At 32.6% G+C, this 22,580-nt stretch carries 18 protein-coding genes; 7 read left to right on the top strand and 11 right to left on the bottom strand.

Features of this window, described 5'->3' with window-relative positions; all coding sequences use genetic code 11:
• On the bottom strand, positions 1-1,347 hold the full coding sequence (locus tag BUA82_RS01450) for a hypothetical protein (RefSeq protein WP_073003948.1): 1,347 nt from the start codon (positions 1,345-1,347) through the stop codon (positions 1-3).
• Positions 1,344-2,744, bottom strand: a complete 1,401-nt coding sequence (locus BUA82_RS01445) for a sensor histidine kinase (RefSeq protein ID WP_073003947.1) — start codon at positions 2,742-2,744, stop codon at positions 1,344-1,346. The genes BUA82_RS01450 and BUA82_RS01445 overlap by 4 nt, the downstream gene beginning before the upstream one ends.
• A gap of 302 nt (positions 2,745-3,046) precedes the next feature.
• Between BUA82_RS01445 and BUA82_RS01440 the strand changes: the two genes are divergently transcribed.
• The 4 genes from BUA82_RS01440 (at position 3,047) to BUA82_RS01425 (ending at position 8,517) form a co-directional block, all read left to right on the top strand.
• A complete protein-coding gene (locus tag BUA82_RS01440) occupies positions 3,047-3,730 on the top strand; it encodes a response regulator transcription factor (RefSeq protein WP_073003946.1) in 684 nt (227 codons plus the stop codon).
• A gap of 645 nt (positions 3,731-4,375) precedes the next feature.
• Positions 4,376-4,855 carry an NADH-quinone oxidoreductase subunit NuoE gene (gene nuoE / locus BUA82_RS01435; RefSeq protein ID WP_073003945.1) on the top strand — a complete coding sequence of 160 codons (480 nt, stop codon included), beginning with the start codon at positions 4,376-4,378 and terminating at the stop codon, positions 4,853-4,855.
• A gap of 12 nt (positions 4,856-4,867) precedes the next feature.
• A complete protein-coding gene (locus tag BUA82_RS01430; protein ID WP_073003944.1) occupies positions 4,868-6,763 on the top strand; it encodes an NADH-quinone oxidoreductase subunit NuoF in 1,896 nt (631 codons plus the stop codon).
• A 17-nt stretch (positions 6,764-6,780) separates the two neighbouring features.
• Positions 6,781-8,517, top strand: coding sequence for an NADH-dependent [FeFe] hydrogenase, group A6 (locus BUA82_RS01425; RefSeq protein ID WP_073003943.1), 1,737 nt, complete (start codon positions 6,781-6,783; stop codon positions 8,515-8,517).
• Positions 8,518-8,557: 40 nt separating this feature from the next.
• Here the strand turns inward: BUA82_RS01425 and BUA82_RS01420 are convergent, their stop codons facing one another.
• The 4 genes from BUA82_RS01420 to BUA82_RS01405 all read right to left on the bottom strand — a co-directional run bounded on the left by BUA82_RS01420 (position 8,558) and on the right by BUA82_RS01405 (position 13,679).
• A complete protein-coding gene (locus tag BUA82_RS01420; protein ID WP_073003942.1) occupies positions 8,558-9,730 on the bottom strand; it encodes a SpoIIE family protein phosphatase in 1,173 nt (390 codons plus the stop codon).
• Positions 9,727-11,451, bottom strand: a complete 1,725-nt coding sequence (locus BUA82_RS01415) for a [Fe-Fe] hydrogenase large subunit C-terminal domain-containing protein (protein WP_073003941.1) — start codon at positions 11,449-11,451, stop codon at positions 9,727-9,729. Before BUA82_RS01415 ends, BUA82_RS01420 begins: the two co-directional genes overlap by 4 nt.
• Positions 11,452-11,736: 285 nt before the next feature.
• Complete coding sequence (locus BUA82_RS01410; RefSeq protein WP_073003940.1) at positions 11,737-12,540, bottom strand: Cof-type HAD-IIB family hydrolase; 804 nt, start codon at positions 12,538-12,540, stop codon at positions 11,737-11,739.
• Positions 12,540-13,679: an iron-containing alcohol dehydrogenase gene (locus tag BUA82_RS01405; RefSeq protein ID WP_073003939.1), complete on the bottom strand. Its 1,140-nt coding sequence runs from the start codon at positions 13,677-13,679 to the stop codon at positions 12,540-12,542. The genes BUA82_RS01410 and BUA82_RS01405 overlap by 1 nt, the downstream gene beginning before the upstream one ends.
• Before the next feature lie 241 nt (positions 13,680-13,920).
• Here BUA82_RS01405 and BUA82_RS01400 point away from each other — a divergent pair, with 241 nt between their 5' ends.
• Genes BUA82_RS01400 through BUA82_RS01390 form a run of 3 tightly spaced genes read left to right on the top strand, consistent with a single transcriptional unit; the run spans position 13,921 to position 16,322 of the window.
• Complete coding sequence (locus BUA82_RS01400) at positions 13,921-14,757, top strand: transketolase (protein WP_278321550.1); 837 nt, start codon at positions 13,921-13,923, stop codon at positions 14,755-14,757.
• Entirely contained in the window at positions 14,758-15,678 is a 921-nt protein-coding gene (locus BUA82_RS01395; protein ID WP_073003938.1) for a transketolase family protein, read from the top strand.
• Complete coding sequence (locus tag BUA82_RS01390; RefSeq protein ID WP_073003937.1) at positions 15,678-16,322, top strand: transaldolase family protein; 645 nt, start codon at positions 15,678-15,680, stop codon at positions 16,320-16,322. The genes BUA82_RS01395 and BUA82_RS01390 overlap by 1 nt, the downstream gene beginning before the upstream one ends.
• Before the next feature lie 92 nt (positions 16,323-16,414).
• On the opposite strand, the gene BUA82_RS01385 is transcribed toward BUA82_RS01390, so the two are convergent.
• The 5 genes from BUA82_RS01385 to BUA82_RS01365 form a co-directional block, all read right to left on the bottom strand.
• Positions 16,415-17,656 carry a 6-phosphofructokinase gene (locus BUA82_RS01385; RefSeq protein ID WP_073003936.1) on the bottom strand — a complete coding sequence of 414 codons (1,242 nt, stop codon included), beginning with the start codon at positions 17,654-17,656 and terminating at the stop codon, positions 16,415-16,417.
• Positions 17,657-17,675: 19 nt separating this feature from the next.
• A complete protein-coding gene (gene pdxA / locus BUA82_RS01380) occupies positions 17,676-18,683 on the bottom strand; it encodes a 4-hydroxythreonine-4-phosphate dehydrogenase PdxA (RefSeq protein ID WP_073003935.1) in 1,008 nt (335 codons plus the stop codon).
• A 164-nt stretch (positions 18,684-18,847) separates the two neighbouring features.
• On the bottom strand, positions 18,848-19,363 hold the full coding sequence (locus BUA82_RS01375; RefSeq protein WP_143148545.1) for a hypothetical protein: 516 nt from the start codon (positions 19,361-19,363) through the stop codon (positions 18,848-18,850).
• Positions 19,364-19,369: 6 nt separating this feature from the next.
• Entirely contained in the window at positions 19,370-20,932 is a 1,563-nt protein-coding gene (locus tag BUA82_RS01370; RefSeq protein ID WP_242948905.1) for a PTS transporter subunit EIIC, read from the bottom strand.
• 179 nt (positions 20,933-21,111) lie between these two features.
• Entirely contained in the window at positions 21,112-22,491 is a 1,380-nt protein-coding gene (locus tag BUA82_RS01365; RefSeq protein ID WP_073003933.1) for a Sapep family Mn(2+)-dependent dipeptidase, read from the bottom strand.
• Between the last annotated feature and the right edge of the window lie 89 nt (positions 22,492-22,580).

Raw genomic sequence — 22,580 nt, 5'->3', positions numbered from 1 at the left:
TTATTCTTTCACTTTTTTTAGCCATTCATCTACATAATGTCCTGTGGCCCAGTTAGCCATAACTACTGTTTCATTCCTTTTCAATGCTATGCGCTGTTGTACATCTCCAAGTGAATTTCCTTGTATAGGCACTGTAAGAAGTTCTTTATCTGTAAGAACTACTAAAAAATCTTTATTGGGAGAAGAGAAAGCATCCACAGCTTCAGGAATTTTAGTTTTTATAATATTAAAGGAAGGATATAATTCATCATAAGTAGTTAAGCTCTTGGGTGCTGCATAAGCTATATCAAACTCTTTAAAACCATCATTATCTATTAATTTTTTTCTTCCTCTTAAAATCCATCTTCCACCACGTCTGAATACTCCCCAGTTAGTTTCGCTAAATTCTTTAGCTTTAGTTATGGTATCATTACTTAAGCCATCTATGGAGTACTTATCTTCTTCTCTTACGAATATTTTAGAAAGTTCTAAGGGATGACCTTTTAAGTTATCTAAAGGAAGGACCTGCAAGTTCTTTTTGTTATCAACACATATAAAGTCATTTCCTGCAAATAGAACGGATACATCTTGTAAATTTTGTACACGTTGAATATCATTGTTGGAATCTTTGATAGTATTACTTGTAATGGGAGCAGCCCAAAGTGAAGTTCCATCTGTTCCTATTTTCCAAAACCCACTAATCCTAGGAAGAAGAATATCATTTATCTCAGCAATATCCATGAATTTATTATTAACTTGACTTACCCAAATGGTTCTATAAGAGTTATTAGATTTTAGTCCAAGAAGAAGCCCGGATTTTGCTCTAACCTCTTGTTCCTTTTCAGAAGCTAGTTGGGTATAATCTATAGATTTCTGAACCTGTTTTTCATTAGTTGAATTTTCTTTAGTAAAAAATAAAAGAAGGCCTTCATTATATTTAGCCAAATGTGTTTCATCTATTTTTAAATACTCATCAAAAAAGTGCTCTTTAGAGCTTATAGTAATTATCTGTATATACTCTTTATCAATTCCTATCATATTTGCTTTTATCTTATAATTATCCCAAAAGTAATCCTTGGAGTTTACCCTCTTAACTTTGAAACTTGGATTAGTAAGTCCTTCATCATTGAAAAATATACTTTCGTTGCTAAAATGAGCTACCTTACCCAAATATTTATCTGGTTCATTATTATAACTACTTTTATCTTTTAGAGTTACATACTTGTCCACATACCAGTCTCCTAAGAGAGGGGAAGTTTTTAGGTTTCTTGCTTGGATTTTTGGAGCAAGAGGAAGAGTTACATTTTTATATAATACAAAGACTAATCCTAATATAATAATGATAAGAAACATGTAGATTTTTTTCAAATTAACCCACCCTCCTCTGTAGGTAAGCTTATACATACTTGAGTTCCCTTTCCAAGCTCACTGAATATTTCAATATGTCCATTATGCAAGGCTATTATTTCATTGCATATAGACAGTCCAAGCCCAGTCTTAGACATAGAACTTTTGCCTTTAAAAAATTTATTCTTAACAAAAGGAAGCTCTTCTTTAGGGATACCAATACCGCTATCCTCCACTTTTATAATCACATTATTTTCCTTTCTATAGCTTGAAAGTTCTACAAGTCCATCTTCATTTGTAAACTTAAAAGAATTATCAAGAACATTAATAATCACTTGATTAATTCTATTTGGATCTGCATACAAAATAGGTAAATTTTCCTCAACTTTCACATTAAAATGAATTTTTTGTCTGTTAGCTCTAGGTATAAACTGTTTTTCTATATATTTTAGATTGTTGATAATGTCTATATAATCCTTGGTTAAACTTACTTTTCCTGATATAAGTCTTGAAAAGTCTAATAGTTCTTCTACAAGCAAAGTAAGCCTATCACTTTCTTTTTCAATGATATCAAGTCCATCCATAGCTTCCTCTTTATCTTCTAAATTACCTTCCTTAATAGTAGCCGCCCAGCCCTTTATAGATGTTAGAGGAGTTCTAAGCTCATGAGAAACTGATGCAATAAATTCATTTTTAAGCCTATCATTTGCTAGTATCTCCTCTGCCATAAAATTAAAAGTAGAAGAAAGCTCTCCAATTTCATCCTTTCTTTTTATATTAAGTTTTTCATTAAATCTTCCAGAAGCGATTTTCTTAGCAGCAACAGTAACCTCTTTTATAGGCTTAACAATAGTATTTGAAAGCAAAATACTAATAATTCCAGATATTGTGATAACCAAAACTCCTATTAAAAGAAGAATATTGGTTATTCTATTAATGGTGTTGTCCACATCAGAAAGAGAAACTGCAAAACGCAAAGCCCCCTCAATTTGCCCCATTGATTTTAGAGGATATGATACATACATCATCTTATCTGTATTATTTTTACCATTATCTATATAAACTCCTAAATTTCCTTGTAAAGCTTTATCTACATCACTATCATTTATTAATTTCTCAGTAAAGTATCCTATGGAGTCCATAAGCAGCTTATTATTTTTATTTATTATTTGAACCTCTGCATTTGTGTTTTTCCAAAAGATATCAGCATTATCTTTAACGTTTTTTTCAAGGCTTGAGGAAGAAAAATAATTATTATAGAAATCAGCAGCAACAGTTATTTGATTACTTAAGAGATTTTGCATATTACTATAATAATATTTATTCAATGCAGTAATGAGGAAAGCTTCTAAAACTGCAACAGTAATAAATATAATAAAAAAATAACTTAGTACTAATCTTCTAGTAATCCCCTTCAAATTATCACCTCTAAGCTTCTATTAATATGACAAAATTATTAGTTATTTTATCTTTGTATTATATCATAAAATTTTTTTATATTTGTATATCATAATAAATTGTAATTATCTCGTAACCATTTGTATTTTTCTTATGCAGGTATCGATCTTTTTGTCCTTATTATCGTAAGTATAATTGAGAGGAAGTCTGCGCTTTGATCAAACAATTTTATAGAGGGCAGTTTTTCAATTTACTCTCACCATAAGTTTAAGTATCTTGTATAATAAACTTGAAACAACATTTTTATTTGGAGGAGTAAAATATGAGTAATAAAATACTTTTAATAGAGGATGAGGGATCCATAAGAAAATTTATAAGAGTAAACTTTCAAAGAAATAATTTTTATGTTACAGAAGCTGCTTCTGGAGAAGAGGGAATAGAAAAGGCTAAGAGCGAAAATATAGATGTAGTTATATTGGATTTAATGCTTCCAGGAATAGATGGATTTAAAACCTGTGAATTATTGAGAAGTGAGTTCCCCAATGTAGGCATTATAATGCTTACAGCAAGATCACAGGATATGGATAAAATAATGGGACTTGAATTTGGTGCAGATGATTATATGGTGAAACCTTTTAATCCATCTGAGCTTATTGCTAGAACAAGAGCTCTTTTAAGAAGAATTGGCAAAGAGCTGCCAGAAGACAGTAACATATTAGTATCTGGAGATATAAAATTAGATACTTTTTCTATGAAGGTTTATAAAAACAATGTACCCCTTGACTTAACTCCAAAGGAATACCTACTTGTAAAAACTTTTATAGAAAATAAGAATAAACCCTTAAACAGAAATGAGCTTTTAAATATAGTGTGGGGCTATGATTATTTTGGAGATACAAAAATAGTGGATGTAAATATAAGGAGAATAAGAGAAAAGGTAGAGGACAACCCGTCAGCTCCAATACATATAGAAACCGTCTGGGGTATAGGATATAGATGGATATAGATACTATTAGGCTAGTGTATATATTGATAGTACTTTTTAGTGATTACTATTAAATACTCTAGCCTAATTTAAGTCTTATAAATTTTATCTTCTTTAATGATAAATCTAGCTATTGGCTAAACCATTTTTTCATCAAGTAATGCAATCATTCTATTGCATTTTCTCACTATCTCAATATCATTAGTTACAATTATAATAGTTTTCCTTTCTTATTAACTTCCAGAAATATATTAATAATATTTTAACCAGATTTTCTATGTAAGTTTCTAATTGCTTCATCTGCTAGATATGCATTTAAAATTAATTTATATTATTCGACAAATTACAATTTTAGTCATTCCTCTACAATTCCAATTAGTAATAAACCTTATAAAGATACACACAACGCTTCTTTAATTATACTATTGTACTCATTCTAGAGTTGAAAGCATAAATTTAATAATGAAAACTTAACAAATTTCAGTGGGTAAAACTAAAACAATGTGAAAATTATTCATTGTATTTATAAAATAAAATATTTTCAATCACTGTTAAAATTTTGTCATTGATTTTTGCAAAGGATTACATTACAATTTAAATTAATTTAATTATATTTAAGTAATTTAAATATTTTTACCTAATTTATGAATAAGGGGGTAGTTTTCTTTGTGTCAAAATCCTATTAATGATGAAAAGTATGCTGTTTTAGAAGCTTATATCCACAACTTAAAAGATAAAAAGGGGGCTTTAATAGAAGTACTTCATAAAGCTCAAGAAATTTTCAAGTATTTGCCTAATGAAGTTCAAAGCTTTATTGCTGAAAAATTGGACATACCTCTTTCTAAGGTTTATGGGGTAGTTACTTTTTACTCCTATTTTACTACTGAGCCTAGAGGAGAATACGTAATTAATGTGTGCATGGGTACTGCTTGCTTTGTTAGGGGCGCTGCAGCGGTACTGGAAGAGTTCCAAAATAAATTAAACATTAAGGTGGGAGAAACTACTCCTGATGGTAAATTTACCTTAGAAGTATTAAGGTGCGTAGGAGCCTGTGGATTAGCTCCTGTGGTAACAATAAATGATAGAGTCTATGGACATTTCACTAAAGATCAAGTGTCGAAAGTATTATCAGAATATTCTGTATAGGAGGGACGATCTTTGAGTAAAATTAATTCCTTTAAGGAACTTATAAGTTTATATAATAATCTAAAAGACTCTTTAAAAATTCGTAAGGTTTCTCATGAAGAAGAAGTTCAAGCAGAAAATTCTAAGTGTGAAAGAACTATACTAGTATGTCATGGTACAGGCTGTAAATCTGCAGAAAGCCATGTTATTTTGGAAAATCTTATAAATCAAGTGAAAGAAGCAAATTTGTCTAATGAAGTATTGGTTTATCCTACAGGCTGCTTTGGTTTCTGTGAAAAGGGACCTATCGTAAAGGTACTTCCAGACAATGTTTTTTATGTCCATGTAAAGCCCTCGGATGTAGCTGAAATAGTTAATGAACATCTTTTAAAGGGAAAGGTTATAGATAGACTTTTATACGAAGAGCCTACTATTAAAGAAAAGGTTAAAAGGCAAGATGAAATGTCCTTCTATAAAAAACAAAACCGTATAGCTCTTAGAAACTGCGGCTTTATAAATCCCGATGATATAAAAGAATCCATTGCCGCCCATGGCTATCAAGCTCTAGGAAAATGCTTAACAGAGATGACCCAAGATGAAGTTATAAAATTAATGATAGACTCCGGTCTAAGAGGAAGAGGAGGCGGAGGCTTCTCCACTGGTAAAAAGTGGTCCTTCGCTAAGGCTTATGATGCGGATCAAAAATATATAATTTGTAATGCTGACGAAGGAGATCCCGGTGCTTTCATGGATCGTTCCATATTAGAAGGAGATCCTCACAGCGTCATTGAAGCTATGGGTATTGCTGGCTATGCCATAGGGGCTTCTGAAGGCTGCGTTTATATAAGAGCGGAATATCCTCTTGCCATAAGCAGGCTTAGAAATGCTATAAAGGAAGCTAAAGAGTACGGACTACTGGGTAAAAACATCATGGGTACAGGCTTTGATTTCGATGTGAAGATAAAATATGGTGCCGGCGCTTTTGTATGCGGTGAAGAAACAGCATTGATTCATTCTATAGAAGGTAACCGTGGAGAGCCCACCAATAAGCCTCCTTTCCCAGCAGAAAGGGGTCTCTGGGGAAAACCAACCTGTGTAAATAACGTAGAAACCCTTGCAAATATACCTGCTATAATTCTAAATGGCGATGAGTGGTATAGCTCCATTGGAACAAATACCTCCAAGGGAACTAAGGTATTTGCCCTGGCAGGAAAAATAAATAATGTAGGCCTGGTAGAAGTACCTATGGGAACTTCTCTTAGGGAAATAATCTATGATATAGGTGGTGGAATAAAGAACGGACGTAAATTTAAAGCTGTACAAACTGGAGGTCCTTCTGGCGGATGTATCCCCGCATCTAATTTAGATACAGCTATAGATTATGAATCCCTAAACTCTATAGGTTCTATGATGGGTTCCGGCGGTATGATAGTAATGGACGAAGATAACTGCATGGTGGATATAGCTAAGTTCTATCTAGAATTTACCGTGGATGAATCCTGCGGAAAATGTACCCCTTGCAGAGTTGGTAATAAGAGACTCCTTGAAATACTCACAAGGATAACCAATGGCCAAGGTACTGAACAGGATCTGATAAAACTAAAAGAATTAGCTGAAACCATAAAAGACACCGCCTTATGCGGACTTGGACAAACTGCTCCAAACCCAGTTTTAAGCACTATGAAATATTTTATGGATGAATATGAAGCTCATGTTAAGGAAAAATGCTGTCCTGCTGGTATATGTAAGAATTTAGTTCAATATGAGATTACAGATAAGTGTATCGGATGTACTAAATGTGCTAGAAATTGTCCAGTAAATTGTATTGCCGGTACTGTTAAAACAAAGCATACCATAGATGCTAATAAATGCATCAAATGTGGAAGCTGTTTCACTGCTTGCCCTGTAGGCGCAATCATTAAAAAGTAAGAAGAGAGGTGTGCACTGTGAGTTTAATTAATTTAACCATAAACGGAAAACCTATAGAGGTTGAGCAAGGTACTACAATATTACAAGCTGCTAGAAAATTAAATATAAATATCCCTACCCTCTGCCATCTTAATCTTCATGATAATAAGACCGTAAATCACCCTGGATCCTGCAGAGTATGTGTGGTAGAAGTAGAAGGTAGAAGGAATCTTGCTCCAGCCTGCTGTACCCCTGTATCCATGGGTATGGTAGTAAAAACCAATTCCATAAAGGCGGTAAAGGCTAGAAGGAGTATGGTAGAGCTTTTACTTTCAGACCATCCCCAAGATTGTCTCCTTTGTAAAAAGAGCACAAACTGTGATTTGCAAAAATTAGCTGTGGAGCTTGGAATATTTGAAATAAAATATAAAGGCGATATGTCTACCTATGATTTAGATGATTCCAGCTACTCTATAATAAGAGATTTAGATAAGTGTGTTCTATGCAGACGCTGCGAAACCATGTGTAATGAGGTACAGACTGTAGGTATCCTGTCTGCTGTAGGCAGAGGTTTTGAAACCGTGGTATCCCCTGCATTTAAGCTTCCTATGCTTGAAACCAACTGTACTTTCTGCGGTCAATGCGTAAGCGTATGTCCTACCGGTGCTCTCATTGAGGTTAATAATGTTTCAAAGGTTTGGGATGCTCTAAATGATAAGAGTAAGACTGTTATAGTACAAACTGCTCCTGCAGTAAGAACAGCTCTTGGTGAAGCCTTTGGTATGGAACCTGGAACTTTAGTTACAGGAAAAATGGTAGCTGCCCTTCGGGCCTTGGGCTTTAATAAGGTCTTTGACACAGACTTCGCCGCTGACTTAACAATAATGGAGGAAGCTTCAGAATTTATTCATAGATTAGAGCACGACGGAAGGCTTCCTATGCTTACTAGCTGCTGCCCTGCTTGGATAAACTTTATGGAACAAAACTTTAGCGATTTACTGGACATTCCATCCTCCTGTAAATCTCCACAGCAAATGTTTGGAGCTGTAGCAAAAACCTATTTAGCTGAAAAAATGGGGGTTAAGCCTCAAGATTTAATAGTGGTTTCAGTGATGCCTTGCCTAGCTAAAAAGTATGAGGCTGCAAGACCTGAAATGAATAGAAATGGAGTGCCAGATGTAGACATAGTTATCTCCACAAGAGAATTGGCTCAGATGATAAAAGAAGCAGGTATAGATTTTGTTTCCCTAGAAGAGGAAGCTTTTGAAAATCCTTTAGGAGAATCTACCGGTGCTGCGGTTATCTTTGGTACCAGCGGCGGGGTTATGGAGGCAGCTCTACGTACTGCTTATGAGTGGATAACCAATGAATCTCTTGAAAGCCTAGACTTTGAGGCGGTAAGGGGACTTCAAGGTATTAAGGAAGCCACTGTAAAAATTAAAGATATGGATGTTAAGGTTGCTATATCCAATGGTCTTGGTAATGCTAGAAAGCTTCTTCAAGCTATAAGAGAAGGCAAGGCAAACTATCACTTAATTGAAATCATGGCTTGCCCAGGAGGATGTATCGATGGCGGCGGTCAGCCATATATCCATGGAAATGCAGAAATCCTTCAAAAAAGAATGAAGGCTATATATACAGAAGATAAAAATAAGACCATAAGAAAATCTCATGAAAACCCATATATCAAAAATTTATATGATGAATTTTTAGGAAAACCTTATGGGGAAAAGGCTCATGAACTTCTTCACACTCACTATCATAAGAGAAAGTAATCTCTATAAAAATAGGAAGGTACTATAAACCTTCCTATTTTTACACATAATTTATCTTAACTATCCTTCCAAGCCTTTGCATAAACTGGCATAATTCTTCAACCAACCTCATCTTTATACCTATACTTAAATAAAATTCTTCTTTATCATAGGCTTTATTCCAAGCCTTACCCACCCATAAATTAAGATGAGTACATTCCTCCAGGAGTATTTTTGCAAGACGTATAGCTCCATCCTCCCCCTTAAGGCTGTTTTCTCTTCCTTCTTCAAGAAAAGAATCTGCGTATTCTCTTATGATTTCTATGGTTTTGCTTAAGGTTATAACCCCTTCTGTTATTAAGTCTACTCCATCCATATAAAATATAGGAGGAATTTCAGAGTTTATGTCCTTAGCATCTACCACTAAGCTTCTTTTAAGTATCCTCTCAGCTATGTTTGCCGCAGTACCGCCGCATATTATCTTCTTTCCTTTCCCTCTCATAAGCTCATTAATCACATAAGCATCCTTTTCCTTATGCTCAGGAGGTCCAGTAAATAAATCTACATACTGAGGTCGTTTTATTTTAATTCCAATGGCAGTGGCATCATCTCCAGGCTTACATCCGTATAAGTACCAGCAGGCATCTATGAGGTCTCTGCTGATATTCTTTGCGCATCTTTTATTTCCGCTGCTCCTAAGGAGGTAACTTTCAACATCACTCCATTGCCAACCCATATTTAGTACGTTGCCTTCCCCAGCATGCAAAACCCCATCGCTTATAATGGTTATAACATCCTCTTCTTGTAAGGAAAAATTACTTTCTAAAATTTTTCTTCCATTGATTATGGTTTCTTTTCTCTCTACCTTAATGCTTTCTCCTTTTCTTATGAGGAAGAAGGGAGGATTTTCATATTCTACAGCATAGGTTCTCCCATCTCTTTGTATTTTCATAATGGTAAAGGTAGAGTAAGCTATATGTCTTTCACTGCATATGGGCAAAGTATTCACTATAGTATGCACCGTTTCATAAATATCCGCCCCGCCTTTTATCATAGTTGCTGCTATACGGCTGGTTAAGGTAGCTAGTATATTAGCTTTAACCCCGCTGCCTAAGCCATCTGCTAAAACTATCACCGTACTGTCCTCTACCTTAATAATTTCTACCATATCTCCGCAGAGTTCTTCACCCTTTTTCTTTAAGCTGTCAAAGGAGGTATCTACAAAACAACTCATTTAGTCTCCCCCGTTTCTCCGCTGATAACCTTTCTAAGCTCCATTAAAATCAATTTCGTTTCCGCTGTAGTTTCTCCTAGAACTCCTGCTATTTCCTGGGCAACTCTCATTTGCTTTTGTATAATTTCATCTGCTGCATTTAGAGCATTTCTTTTTATTTTAATAAGCTCTTCTCTGTTTTTCTCTTCATCTATAATATTTACTAGGGTGATCAACACTGCATCCTGCTTTTCTAAATATATAGAATTTATAATAAACACAGCATTATACTTTGCATAGACAACCTTCTTGCCTATGATATTTTCTCCTGTTTCTTTAACCTTTTTAATATCTTCCTCTTCTATTAAGATAGATATGGGCTTTCCAATAATATTTTCTTTATCTACTAAAAACACCTTTTCTGCCGCAGGATTTATTTCTTTGATTCTCATATCTCCATCTATCAGGATTAAACCATTAGGTGTATTTTCAATTATCACATTTGACAAGCTCTCTGCTTTACTCCTCATATAATGCAGGCACATACTGGTTTCTGCCATGCCTTCATAAACAGCTTGAGCTTTTTCTCTGCAAGTATTATAGCCACACACACCGCAGTTTAGTTCATCTTCCTTTGTAAACTTACCCATCCGCCTCATTATCTTAGCTATTTCTTCTTCTATAGGAGGATCTTTAATGATCTTTTTATCTTTAAAAGCTCTAGAAAAAACAATGCCTTCAGGGATAATCATCTCTTCATCGTCTGCGCTTCCCACTCTTTTATTAATATAATTTCTAACCTTACTAAACCTTGTGTAGTAGCCTTCTTCATCCTTTATCATCTTAGGGCCCCCAATACAGCTTCCTTTACAGGAACTCACTTCCACAAAGCAGTTTTTAAGCTTCCCTTCCTTTATAGATTTTAAAACTTCCATGCAGTCTTCAGTACCGGTTACTGAAATTGTATTTAGAGATCTATTATGAAATTTTCCTCCCATGCATTCTAGTATTCCTCCACCCAATGGAAAGCTTCTTCCACCAGATAAGTGATTATGCTGAAACTCAGATACTTCAAGATCCTTTATGTTAATAGCCTCTTCCTTTAGCCAAGCTTTTACCTCTTCGAAGGTAAGCACAGCATTTATTATTTTCTCATCCTTATATTCCTCTACTTCAACTTTTTTAGCATGACAAGGCCCTATAAAAACCACAAAGGAATCCTTTCCATATACATGCTTTAAAATCTTTCCATGGGCAACCATTGGTGAAACCGTAGGAATCATGTATTTAACTAGCTCAGGATAATATTTTTCTACTAGATAGTTAGCAGAGGGGCAAGAGGTTGTAATATAATTATCTTGATTATGGGATTCTACATATTCATTGTATTGCTTGGCTACTAGTTCTGCTCCATAAGCTGTCTCATGGACATAGGAAAATCCTAGCTTCTTTAAGGCTGTAATGACTTTTCCTTCTTCCACATCAAAGAAACCAGCAAAGGAAGGAGCTAAGGTCGCTATTACTGGTGTACTTAAATTTACTATATACTTTACCATATCTAAATCACTCAGTACTTGTCTGGCATTTTGAGGACATATGGAAAGACAGTGGCCACAAGCAATACATCTATCCTCTTCTATTTCAGCCTGCTCATTTTTAAATTTAATAGCCTTTACAGGACATGCTCTAAGGCATTTATAACAATTTTTGCAATTAGCTTTAGAAAAATTCATGTATTTCATATGGACACATCCTTCCCTATCATATACTTTAATTATATTATTTTTGTTAATTATTTATCAACTTAATTTATGGAAATACTTATGGAAGGTTAGCCATCAATTGCATAAAAAAATAGTATACCTTTGGCACACTATTTTCAGTATATAAAGTATTATAGCAGTATTGCTAGCAAATATTATAATAATATATTGTCAGTTAATATCTTTATCAAAAAAGAAAAGACCTACTTATATATTTGTAAGTAGATCTTTTAAAAACTTTTTAATTTATCCTATAGCTAAGAATCACTTGATTATACTCTCTATGGCATAGGATACTCCATCATCATCATTTGAGAATGTTACCATATCACAAATTTCTTTTATTTCTTCTTTTGCATTTCCCATAGCTACACTATATCCAGCTTCTTTTAGCATAGGAATATCATTTTCAGAATCGCCTATGGCTACTATTTCTGATCTATTTATTCCATAATAACTCATAACATCATTAACAGCTCTTCCTTTATGGGTATTTTCGCCGGTTATATCTATGCTTATATCCATATAACTACTAATAGTTAATCCTTTTATTTTTTGTAGTTTCATACTAAGCTTATCAACTTCTTTTATATCATAGGAATATGCTAAAATTTTAATAATATCTTTAGCATTATTGGATATTTCATCCCATGATAAATTAGTATATGATTTTACTTTTAGTTCATCTGGAACCTTATCATTAATACTGTCATATAAAAATCTCTCATCATAAGCTTCTGTTGTATAAAACAAGTTTTTCCCTTTGAAGAAGCTCTTACAATTAGAACTCTTTAATATATCAATAGCTTCAATAAGGGCCTTATTGCTTATATAATTTATCATTATATCTTTTCCTTTATCATAGCAGGCTCCATTAAAGGATATAACTTCTACATCTTTATGAATTTCTTTAGCTAAATATTTTGAAAAACAATAGGGTCTTCCAGTAACTATAAAAACTTTATTTCCTTTATTAATTGCTTTTCTAATAGATTCTTTATTAACATCACTTACTGTTTTATCACTTCTCAATAATGTTCCATCAAGATCAATACAAAAAGCTTTCATTAAAATGTTTCCTTTAATATTTCTTCTAAGTATTCTCTTGAGCCAAATGGTAAGTGATCAAGAATCGGGGATTTTAATATTTTTTGAAATTCTTCTTCTTTAACACCTAAATCAGATAATTTCTTTCTTATTCCAATAGTTTCTAATAGCTCACATATGTAACTATAGAGAACATTATCTTCATTATCTAATTCTATATTGGGATTAAATAATTGAGCTACCCTATTAAATTTTTCTTTATTTTCTTTAAAAGATTGTTTTATATAAGGAGGGAAAACTACTGCTAAAGCTTCACCATGAGAAACATGAGAAATTCCTCCTATTATTTCTGATAATGGATGAGGTACAGCTGCACCTGAATTTGCTAAGGCTCTTCCTGCTAAAGTGTCTGCCAAAGACATTTTTTCACGATATTCTATGTTACTTGGATCCTTCATTACCTTAGGTAGGTTTTCAATAACTAATTCCATGGCTTTTAAGGAATCCATTGAACTAAATAAAGAAGCCCTCTTATTTATAAAACTTTCAAAAGCATGAGTAAATGCATCAAAGCCTGTTGAAGCAGTGATTCTTGGCGGTAATGTTAAAGTTAATTCTGAATCTACAATACATTCTTTTGAAAATAAGTCTTGGTGAAAAAATGTTATTTTTTCATCTCCTTTTGTTATTACTGCCGCTTGTGTTACCTGTGAACCTGTTCCTGATGTGGTTGGAACACTAATTAAAGGTAATATTGTATCACTGTAAGAAGGATAATCTTCAAATGGCGAACTAAATTTATTAAATATATCATCCCAATTTATTTTTTCTAATCCATTTGTAAAGGCAATAGCTTTTGCTGTATCAATACTGCTGCCACCTCCAACTGCTAGTACAAAATCTACTGGATTCTTCTTTAACATATCAAACCCTTCTTGTACTATTTCTACCTTTGGATTTGGTTCTACTTTATCAAAATGAAAAACTTCAATATTAACACTTTCTAAAATCTTCTTTGTCTTGTTATATAAGCTTTGTAATGGAGCATCAGCTGTTGTAACCAAAAGACACCTTTTACCATACTTTTTACATATTTCTCCCAGCTCATCTAATCTACCTGCACCAAAATGTATTTTGGTTGGTTGATAATAATTAAACATAAATTAATCCTCCCTTTGATATTTATAGTTTAAGTATAATAATAAATTATCTGTTCCTCTACTTACTAAAGTATAAATTCAAATCCATATTCATACGGCAATCTATAAACATATGCCTATAATTACAAATTTCATTTATCATTTTGCATTATAAATAAACGTTATATCTTTACATATCATTGTGGTAACAATCATACACTCTAACTTGTGTACAAGCCCATTTTTAGGGGGATATAATATAGTGGAAAGTGAGGTGCTGCATATTATGGATATAAAAGAATTACAAAACCATGCCACAAATATACGTAAAAATATAATAAAAATGATAGCAAATACAAACTCTGGCCATCCAGGCGGATCTCTTTCTTCTGCAGATATATTAACTGTACTTTACTTTGAAGAAATGAATATTTCTAAAGAAAACCTTAAAGGAGTAGATAGGGACAGATTTGTATTATCAAAAGGACATGCTTCTCCATTACTTTATTCAACTCTATGTGAAAAAGGATTTTTAAATGAGGAAGACCTTTTAACCTTCCGTAAAATAAACTCACCACTTCAAGGTCATCCAAATATGAATTATGTAGATGGTGTAGATATGTCTACTGGTTCTTTAGGTCAAGGTATATCTGCAGCTGTTGGTATGGCTCTTTCCAATAAGACAGATAATAACGACCATCGTGTTTATGCATTACTTGGAGACGGAGAATGCGAAGAAGGACAAGTATGGGAAGCTGCTATGGCTGCTGCTCACTATAAATTAGATAACCTTTGTGCCATAGTAGATTTTAATGGACTACAAATTGATGGGGATATCAAAAAGGTAATGAATCCTACTCCTATAGATACAAAATTTAAAGCTTTTGGCTGGAATGTAATAACTATCCATGGCCATGATTTTAAAGAAATTGAAAAAGCTTTTGAAGAAGCTAGAAATACAAAGGGAAAACCAACCATGATTCTAGCACGTACTGTAAAAGGAAAAGGAGTATCCTTTATGGAGAATAATGCCGGATGGCACGGAACTGCTCCAAATAAAGAACAATGCGAAAATGCATTAAGAGAGTTAGGTGATTAGATGGGTAAGTTAGCCACAAGAGAAGCCTATGGTAAGGCATTATCTGAATTAATTGTAGAAAATGAAAAGGTATTTGTTTTAGATGCAGATTTAACAAAATCAACAAAGACTTCTGAAGCAAAGGCTGCATGTCCAAATAGACACTTTAATATGGGTATAGCTGAAGGAAACATGATAGGTGTAGCTGCTGGACTAGCTTCTAGTGGGAAAATAGTATATGCTTCTTCCTTCGCCATGTTTTTAGCTGGCAGAGCTTACGAACAAATTAGAAATAGTATAGGATACCCTCATCTAAATGTTAAACTTTGTGGAACTCATGCTGGTATTAGTGTTGGAGAAGATGGTGCATCCCATCAAGCAATAGAGGATTTATCTTTAATGAGAGGAATTCCTGGAATGTATGTTTTCCAACCTTGTGATGAAGTTGAAACAAAAGCTATAATAAAATCTATAGCAAATCTAAACGCTCCTTGCTATGTACGTTTAGGAAGATGCGCTGTTGAAAGTGTAAATGATGAAAATTATAAGTTTGAAGTTGGTAAGGGAGTTACTTTACATAAAGGTAAAAAAGTAGCAATCATAGCTACTGGTCTTATGGTGCAAGAAGCTCTTAAAGCTGCAAAAGAATTAGATGATATAGATCCAACAGTTGTAAATATTCATACTATTAAGCCTATTGATAAAGATTTAATCATAGAAATTTCAAGAACTCACGATGTAATAATAACTTGTGAAGAACATAATGTCATAGGTGGTTTAGGAAGTGCCGTTGCTGAGGTCCTTGCTCCTTATAATGGTGCAAGACAATATATGATAGGTATTGAAGACACCTTTGGTGAAAGTGGAACTCCTAATGAATTGTTAAATAAGTATGGCCTTTGTGCTTCTAATATAGTTAAGAAGGTAAGGGAGGTTATTTAATGCTTTATATTATAGATACCGCTAATAATGAAGAAATTAAAGACTCTTTATCCCTTGGAATTAATGGAGTTACTGCAAATTCTTCAATGTATTTAAAAAACAATCAAAATTTTTACAGTTTCTTAAAGGAATACTCTTCTAAAAGCCTTGATTTTTTAAGTGGTGAAGTTATGAGTGATACTTTTGAAGATATGGTTGAAGAAGTTAATAAAATTCAAGAAATTAATAAGAATATTGTAATTAAGATAAATTTTTCAAAAGAAGGATTAAAGCTTTGTAAATACCTTAAAGAAAAAGGCATTAAAAGTGCGATGACATTAATTTTTAATGTTGCCCAAGCTTTAGCAGCTATTAATTCCGGTGCTGATTACCTATTTGTGTTTATTGGCAGAAATGATGATAATGGACAAGATGGACTTTCAATAATTGATTCCATCCAATCCGTTGTTAAAAATAAAAATTACAAAACAAAGGTGGTAGCTGCCTCTATAAAAAATTTATATCAATTAGAAAAATTATCTACAATGGGCATAGATTTTGCAGCTATTCCTTATAACTTATATATAAAATCTCTTTATCATCCTTTAACTGAATCAGGTAGTAAAACATTTAAAGAGGACTGGAAATCTCTAAAAAGCAATTAATAATTTATAGCTTTAAAAAAACTATGGAAACCTTACTTTAACTTGGTTTCCATAGTTTTTTATTTCAATACACGCATTATAATATTCTACTTTTAGCTCTCTACCCTAAATCTATGTGTATTTTTATATTTTAATAATCCATCTTCTGATAATGCTACTTCATTCCCTAAAATAAGAGGCCTTATATAATCTCTCATCTTTTCAGTAACATTACTATTTTCCTTATCAATCCAATCTAAAGGAACATATTTTACTTTATTACAAACCTCACTAACCTCTACAAGCCCTGCTACAGATTTATACTCTTCATTATTATTACTGTTTCTCTCTATAGCTACCATAAACCCGCTCTTTCCTTTTAGAGCACTTATAACTCCATATCTCCCTACCATTTCTGCTTCATTCAAATCTGTTTTAGATGAACAATGCATTGCACATCTTTGTACTACTCCAGCTTCTTGTAATTTTACATTCTTAGTTACATACTCTTTAATAATATCTTGTAGATATTTTCCTACTCCGCCTAATTGCTTATGACCAAAGGAGTCAACTTCATAGCAATTATCCTCTACATTAATATATTCCCCATTACTTCCTTTAAGTCCCTCAGAAGTTACAATTAAAAGTTTACTATTTTTCTTTAAACTTTCTTTAACCTCTTTTATGAATCTCTCCTTTTCAAATGCAGTTTCAGGCAGGTAGATAAGTTGATTTATCCCCGGTACTAATTCTTTTAATATTCCAGTAGATCCTGCAATCCATCCGGTATCTCTTCCCATTACTTCCATTATCATTATAGATTCTTTATCGTAACAATTTATATCAAACCATAATTCTAAAGCTATATTACAAAGATATTTTGCAGTACTTGCAAAACCAGGCGTATGATCTGTGTTTATAAGGTCATTATCTATTGTCTTAGGTATTCCTATTACCTTTACATCTAATCCTATTTTTTTAACATAATCATTGATTTTGCTTACTGCATCCATAGAATCATTTCCACCTATATAGAAAAAATACCCTATTTCATATTTGTTAAAGATCTCTATTAGTTTTTCATAATCACTACTTTTAACTTCAATGCTAGGAAGTTTATATCTGCAGGAACCTAACGCTGATGAAGGCATATTTCTAAGTTCTTTTAAAGCTTCTTCACTATGACAAGATAAATCAATTACTTTATCTTTTATAATACCTTCTATTCCATATAATCCGCCATAAACCTTTCCTGATGGCTGAGCTAATAAGAATTCACTTATTACTCCATAAAGGGATGAATTTATAACGGCTGTTGGTCCTCCTGATTGAGCTACTAAACAATTCTTTCTCAATTTAATTCCTCCTCTTAGATTACTTGTCCATTAAATTCCAATAGTCACATGAAACTATAACTGATTCCACCATACTTACAGCTTGGGCAAGATTTTTACCAGCAATATCAAAGGCCGTTCCATGATCTACAGATGATCTTAAAAATGGCAATCCTAATGTTAATGATATAGTTCTATCAAAGTCAAAAGTTTTACAAGCTATATGCCCTTGATCATGATAAAGAGATAATATAGCATGATATATTCCACTCTTTCCCAAATGGAAAACAGAGTCTGCCGGTACAGGTCCTACTACATTCATTCCCAATTCCTTCGCCTCTAATATAGCTGGAATTAAAGCTTCCTTTTCCTCATTTCCAAATAATCCATTATCAGAACCATGAGGGTTAAGGGCTGCTATTGCAATTTTAGGTTTTTCAATTCCTATATCTGTAATCTCTTTATTAATTAGTTTAATGTTTTCTAAAACTCTTTCTTTATTTATATAATCACAAGCATCCCTTAAGGATAAATGCCTGCTTAAAAAGAAAACTCTTAATTTGTGACAATTAAACATAGTTAATGCGTATTTAGATTGTGTAAGTTCTTTAATTATTTCTGTATGTCCTGCTTCTTTAACTCCTATAAGTTTTATAGATTCTTTATTTATTGGAGCTGTATCTAATATATCTATTTCTTTATTCTTAGCTAACGAAGTTCCCTTAGCTATAGCGTCATAAGCCATTTGCCCCGCCAAGGCTTGAACCTTTCCATACTCTATGCTTTGGAAATCATATTCTCCAGTTTCTATTAAGTCTATAGTTCCTATTTCAAACTTACCTTCACTAGGCTTTGATATTACATTTAATTTGAAATTACATTTTTTTAGATCCATAGCCTTTTTAATAGTTCCACTACATCCTATAAGCACTGGTTTACATTTTTTATATACTTCTTCTTTCATCAAAGCTTCAACACATATTTCTGGTCCTATTCCTGCAGGATCTCCAATGGTTATTCCAATAATGGGATTGCTTTTCTTCTTCATATATATCTCCATCAATATTAATTATTTTATAGAAAAATTGTGTTTATTTAGAATTCTTATTTCTTACCTGGTAACTTATAATTCATTATGATTTTCAAAAAATTAGACTGCTAACTTTTGCGTTAACAATCTAATTATGTTGTAATTTATTTAAGCGTTAAGAATTATCTAATTGCTGCTACAACAGTATAAGTTAGTAATATGCATATTAACAGTACTAAGCTTAAAAGCATTATAGAAGATTTTTGTTCTTCTCTTTTTATGTCTTTAAGTAAATCTGTTATCTTTACATCTCTCCATTTAAAATATTTTATTAATGATAAGGTTAACAATCCTGCCGTTACAAAGTTAAATAAAATAACTTCTCCAACAATGATTATCATATGCTTTAAACGGATAGTCTCTATATTTTTTGATAACTTTATATCTTTAATTATATTATTTAATTCAAACCATATATATAAATTTGCTACACTAGCTATGAAACCAATTACATTGGCAGGTGCTTCTGTAAAAAGTCTATGGACATCACCTTTATAGTTACCAATTTGCAAACCTACATATATTAAGAAAATTATTGTAATAACTACAGACATATTTTTTGCATACACTATTAACCTAAAATCTTTATTCTCTTTTAACCTATTAGACATTCTCCTACTTTTATTATTGTTTTTCATAGCTTATTAATCAATTTGTAATATGTCTTTAACAGCAGTAGTAATATTACCCACTCGAACCCCATAAATTACTTGTATAGAATTTTTACCACGTACAACTCCTAATGCTTCAAGACTATTTTTCCAATCTTGGTCTGTAACTATTAGAGAGTCATCTTTTACGGTTACACGTAATCTAGTTGCACAACAAGTTACCGTTTCAATATTATCTGCTCCACCAAGGGCTTCAACAATACGTACTTCTAAGGATTCTTCTGCAATTGTACTTTCAGCTGCATCTTTACCTTCTTTAATATTATTGTATTCTTTTTTACTCATTAGTTTTACTTCTGAATCAGTATCTCTACCTGGTGTCTTTAAGTTGAATTTTACAATAGCAAACTTAAATACGAAATAGTATACTGCAAATACTAATGGTAATAACCATATTAGTGACATAGCATGTACTTTTTGTGGTTGGAATATGTTTGGAATCATGAAGAATAATGCAGTACCATTAATTGATATCTTTGCTACTTCTGCTAGTACGTAACATAATCCACATAAAGGAGCATACACTAGAAAATACAGTAATGGGGCTACAAATAAAAATGTATATTCAATAGGTTCTGAAATACCAACTAATGCAAGAGTAAATACCGCAGGCACAAGAATAGCTGCAACTTTCTTTCTTTTCTCTGGCATAGCTGTATGATACATAGCTAGCGCAGCTGCTGGTAATCCAGCTAATTGGAATAATAAACGTCCATTTGTAAAGTTACGAGTGATATAACCTGTTGCTGCTGCACTTGCCGCTTGTCCGTTTATTATATTTCTAACACCTTCGTATAACACGCCATCCACTGACATTGTTCCCCCAACTTTAGAGTATTCAATTGGGAATGCTATTAAGTGATGTATTCCAAATGGAAGTAACATCTTGTCTAAGGTTCCAAATACAAAGGTTCCGAATAATCCGCTTGATGATATGAATTGTGTTATTCCTTGTAAGCCACTTGCAATGTAAGGCCATACATAATAGAAAACAATAGCTAATGGAATTGATGCTAGAGCAGCCATAATAATTACAAATTTTGTTCCAGCAAAGAAAGCAAACATAGCTGGAAGTTTTTTGTCTACAAATTTATTATGTAAAAAAGCTGCTACAAGACCTGTTATAATACCAGAGAATATACCCATATTGTAAGTAAAGAATCCTAAAGATTGTGACCACAATGCGTTAAAGTTTAAAGCTGCTTGTTCGCTATACCCCTTTTCCAATAACGCTTTTACCGTTGTTGTTTCTGCATTCCATCCATTTAAGGCTGCAAAACGTTGGATACTTGATATAAAACAAAAGAATAATATTAGTCCAGCAAATGCTCCCCAACCTTTTTCTTTTTTAGAAAGTGTAAAAGCTATACCTACTGCAAACCATAATTGAAGGTTATTCATAAACATAAAGCCAAGATTAGTTATCATGCTAAATAGTTTATATAATATTGTTCCTTCTGATAGGATATAATTTGTAAAGGCACTACCTATACCAACAAAGAATCCTACAAGTACTAAAAGAATTATTGGTACCATCATTGCCCCAGCAAAAGTTTGCAATTTTGCTTGAATCTTTTTCATATTATTTAGCTCCTCTCTTAATATCTTTTTTTTACAATTTCATTCTATCACAGGATTTTTTTATATTCTATAAAGCACTCTATAGGTATAATTCACTAATATTATGGCAACTTTTTGACATCGTTATCATATAACTATTTGCAAGCTAACATATATAAAGCTTCACAGTATATTTCTGTAGCCTTCATTAATGAATCAATACTCATATTTTCATTAGGCATATGTGGATTTGGTTCCTCTCCCTCAAAGGTTGCCCCAAAAGCAACACCATTTTTTAAAACTCTAGCATAAGATGCTCCTCCCTTAGTAATAGTGTCCGCCTCTTCATTCATAACCCTTTTATATGCTTCTTTTAAAGCCATTATAAGTTCACTATCATTAGAGACATATAATAACTTTTTCTCTCTTTCAAAATCTACATTAAACTTATATTCCTTAGCTAATTCATAAAACCTATTTTTTATTTCTGTAGGTTCTATGTTTTTAGGATAGCGATAATCTAAAGACATTTCTCCTTTTCCATTTTTCCACTTTATAGTCATTGGGCATATTGAACTCTTTCCCATTTCCTTATCTTCCCTATATAATCCTATCTTTTCTCCATAAAAATCATCTAATAAACAGTCCTTTATAAAGTTCATCATATTTACTATGCCCTTTTCCTTGAAGCCAAAATCATAAAAATCCCTTACAAATAAAAACATAGCATTTTTACCACGTTGAGGATTCCTTGATAAAGAGGTTTTTCCTTTGTATATTAAAGTAACCTCATCATCTCCTAATAAAATTTCATGTGCATTTTTTGAATAAGAAAGTATATTATCTATATTTTTCGTTTTAAATATTACTCTAAGATCATCACACACATAATTCACTTTATTTCTACTTTCTATACTACATATTTCTTCTCCAGTATCCTCACCCTTAAAGGAAACCTTGATACCCAATATACCTTTTTCTCCATTTACTATTGGAAAGTTTCCATCAGGAGAAAATCCTAAAGCTGGCTGACTATGCTTTTTGAAATAATGCTCCATACATTCCCAAGTGGTTTCTTCTGCTCCCCCTACTATTACTCTAACCTTCCTTTTCCATTTAACCTTCATATCCTTTAGAATCTTTGCTGCATATAATGCTGCAATTAGAGGTCCTTTATCATCATTAACACCTCTACCGAAAATTTTATTATTTTTTACTATCATAGAAAATGGCTCTGTTTCCCATTCTTCAATATTTTGAACATCTACAACATCAAGATGAGCTAGAACTCCTACATACTCTTCTCCTTCTCCTATTTCTGCATGGGCAGCATATCCTTCATCATTTTCACAAGTAAATCCAAGTTTATTTGCAATTTCCAGGAAACGATGAAAAGCTATTTTAATATTTTCACCAAAAGGTGAACCTAAACCTTTAGTGGATAAATCTCTAATTGAAGGAACTTCAACCAAATAGGCAATATCATTTAACATGCATTGCTTATATTCTTGTATTTTTTTTGTGTATTTAATCATATAAAACACTCCTTTTTATAATAAAATTTAAAACTATCTACCTTGACAAAAATTATCCTAAACTCTATAGTTTGATTAACGGAGGTGAT

The organism is Clostridium amylolyticum, from assembly GCF_900142075.1.
In the GTDB taxonomy this organism is placed as follows: Bacteria; Bacillota; Clostridia; order Clostridiales; family Clostridiaceae; genus Clostridium_AA; species Clostridium_AA amylolyticum.
The sequence above is the reverse complement of the archived record's forward strand: the minus strand, read 5'-3'. Positions and strand labels throughout refer to the sequence as shown.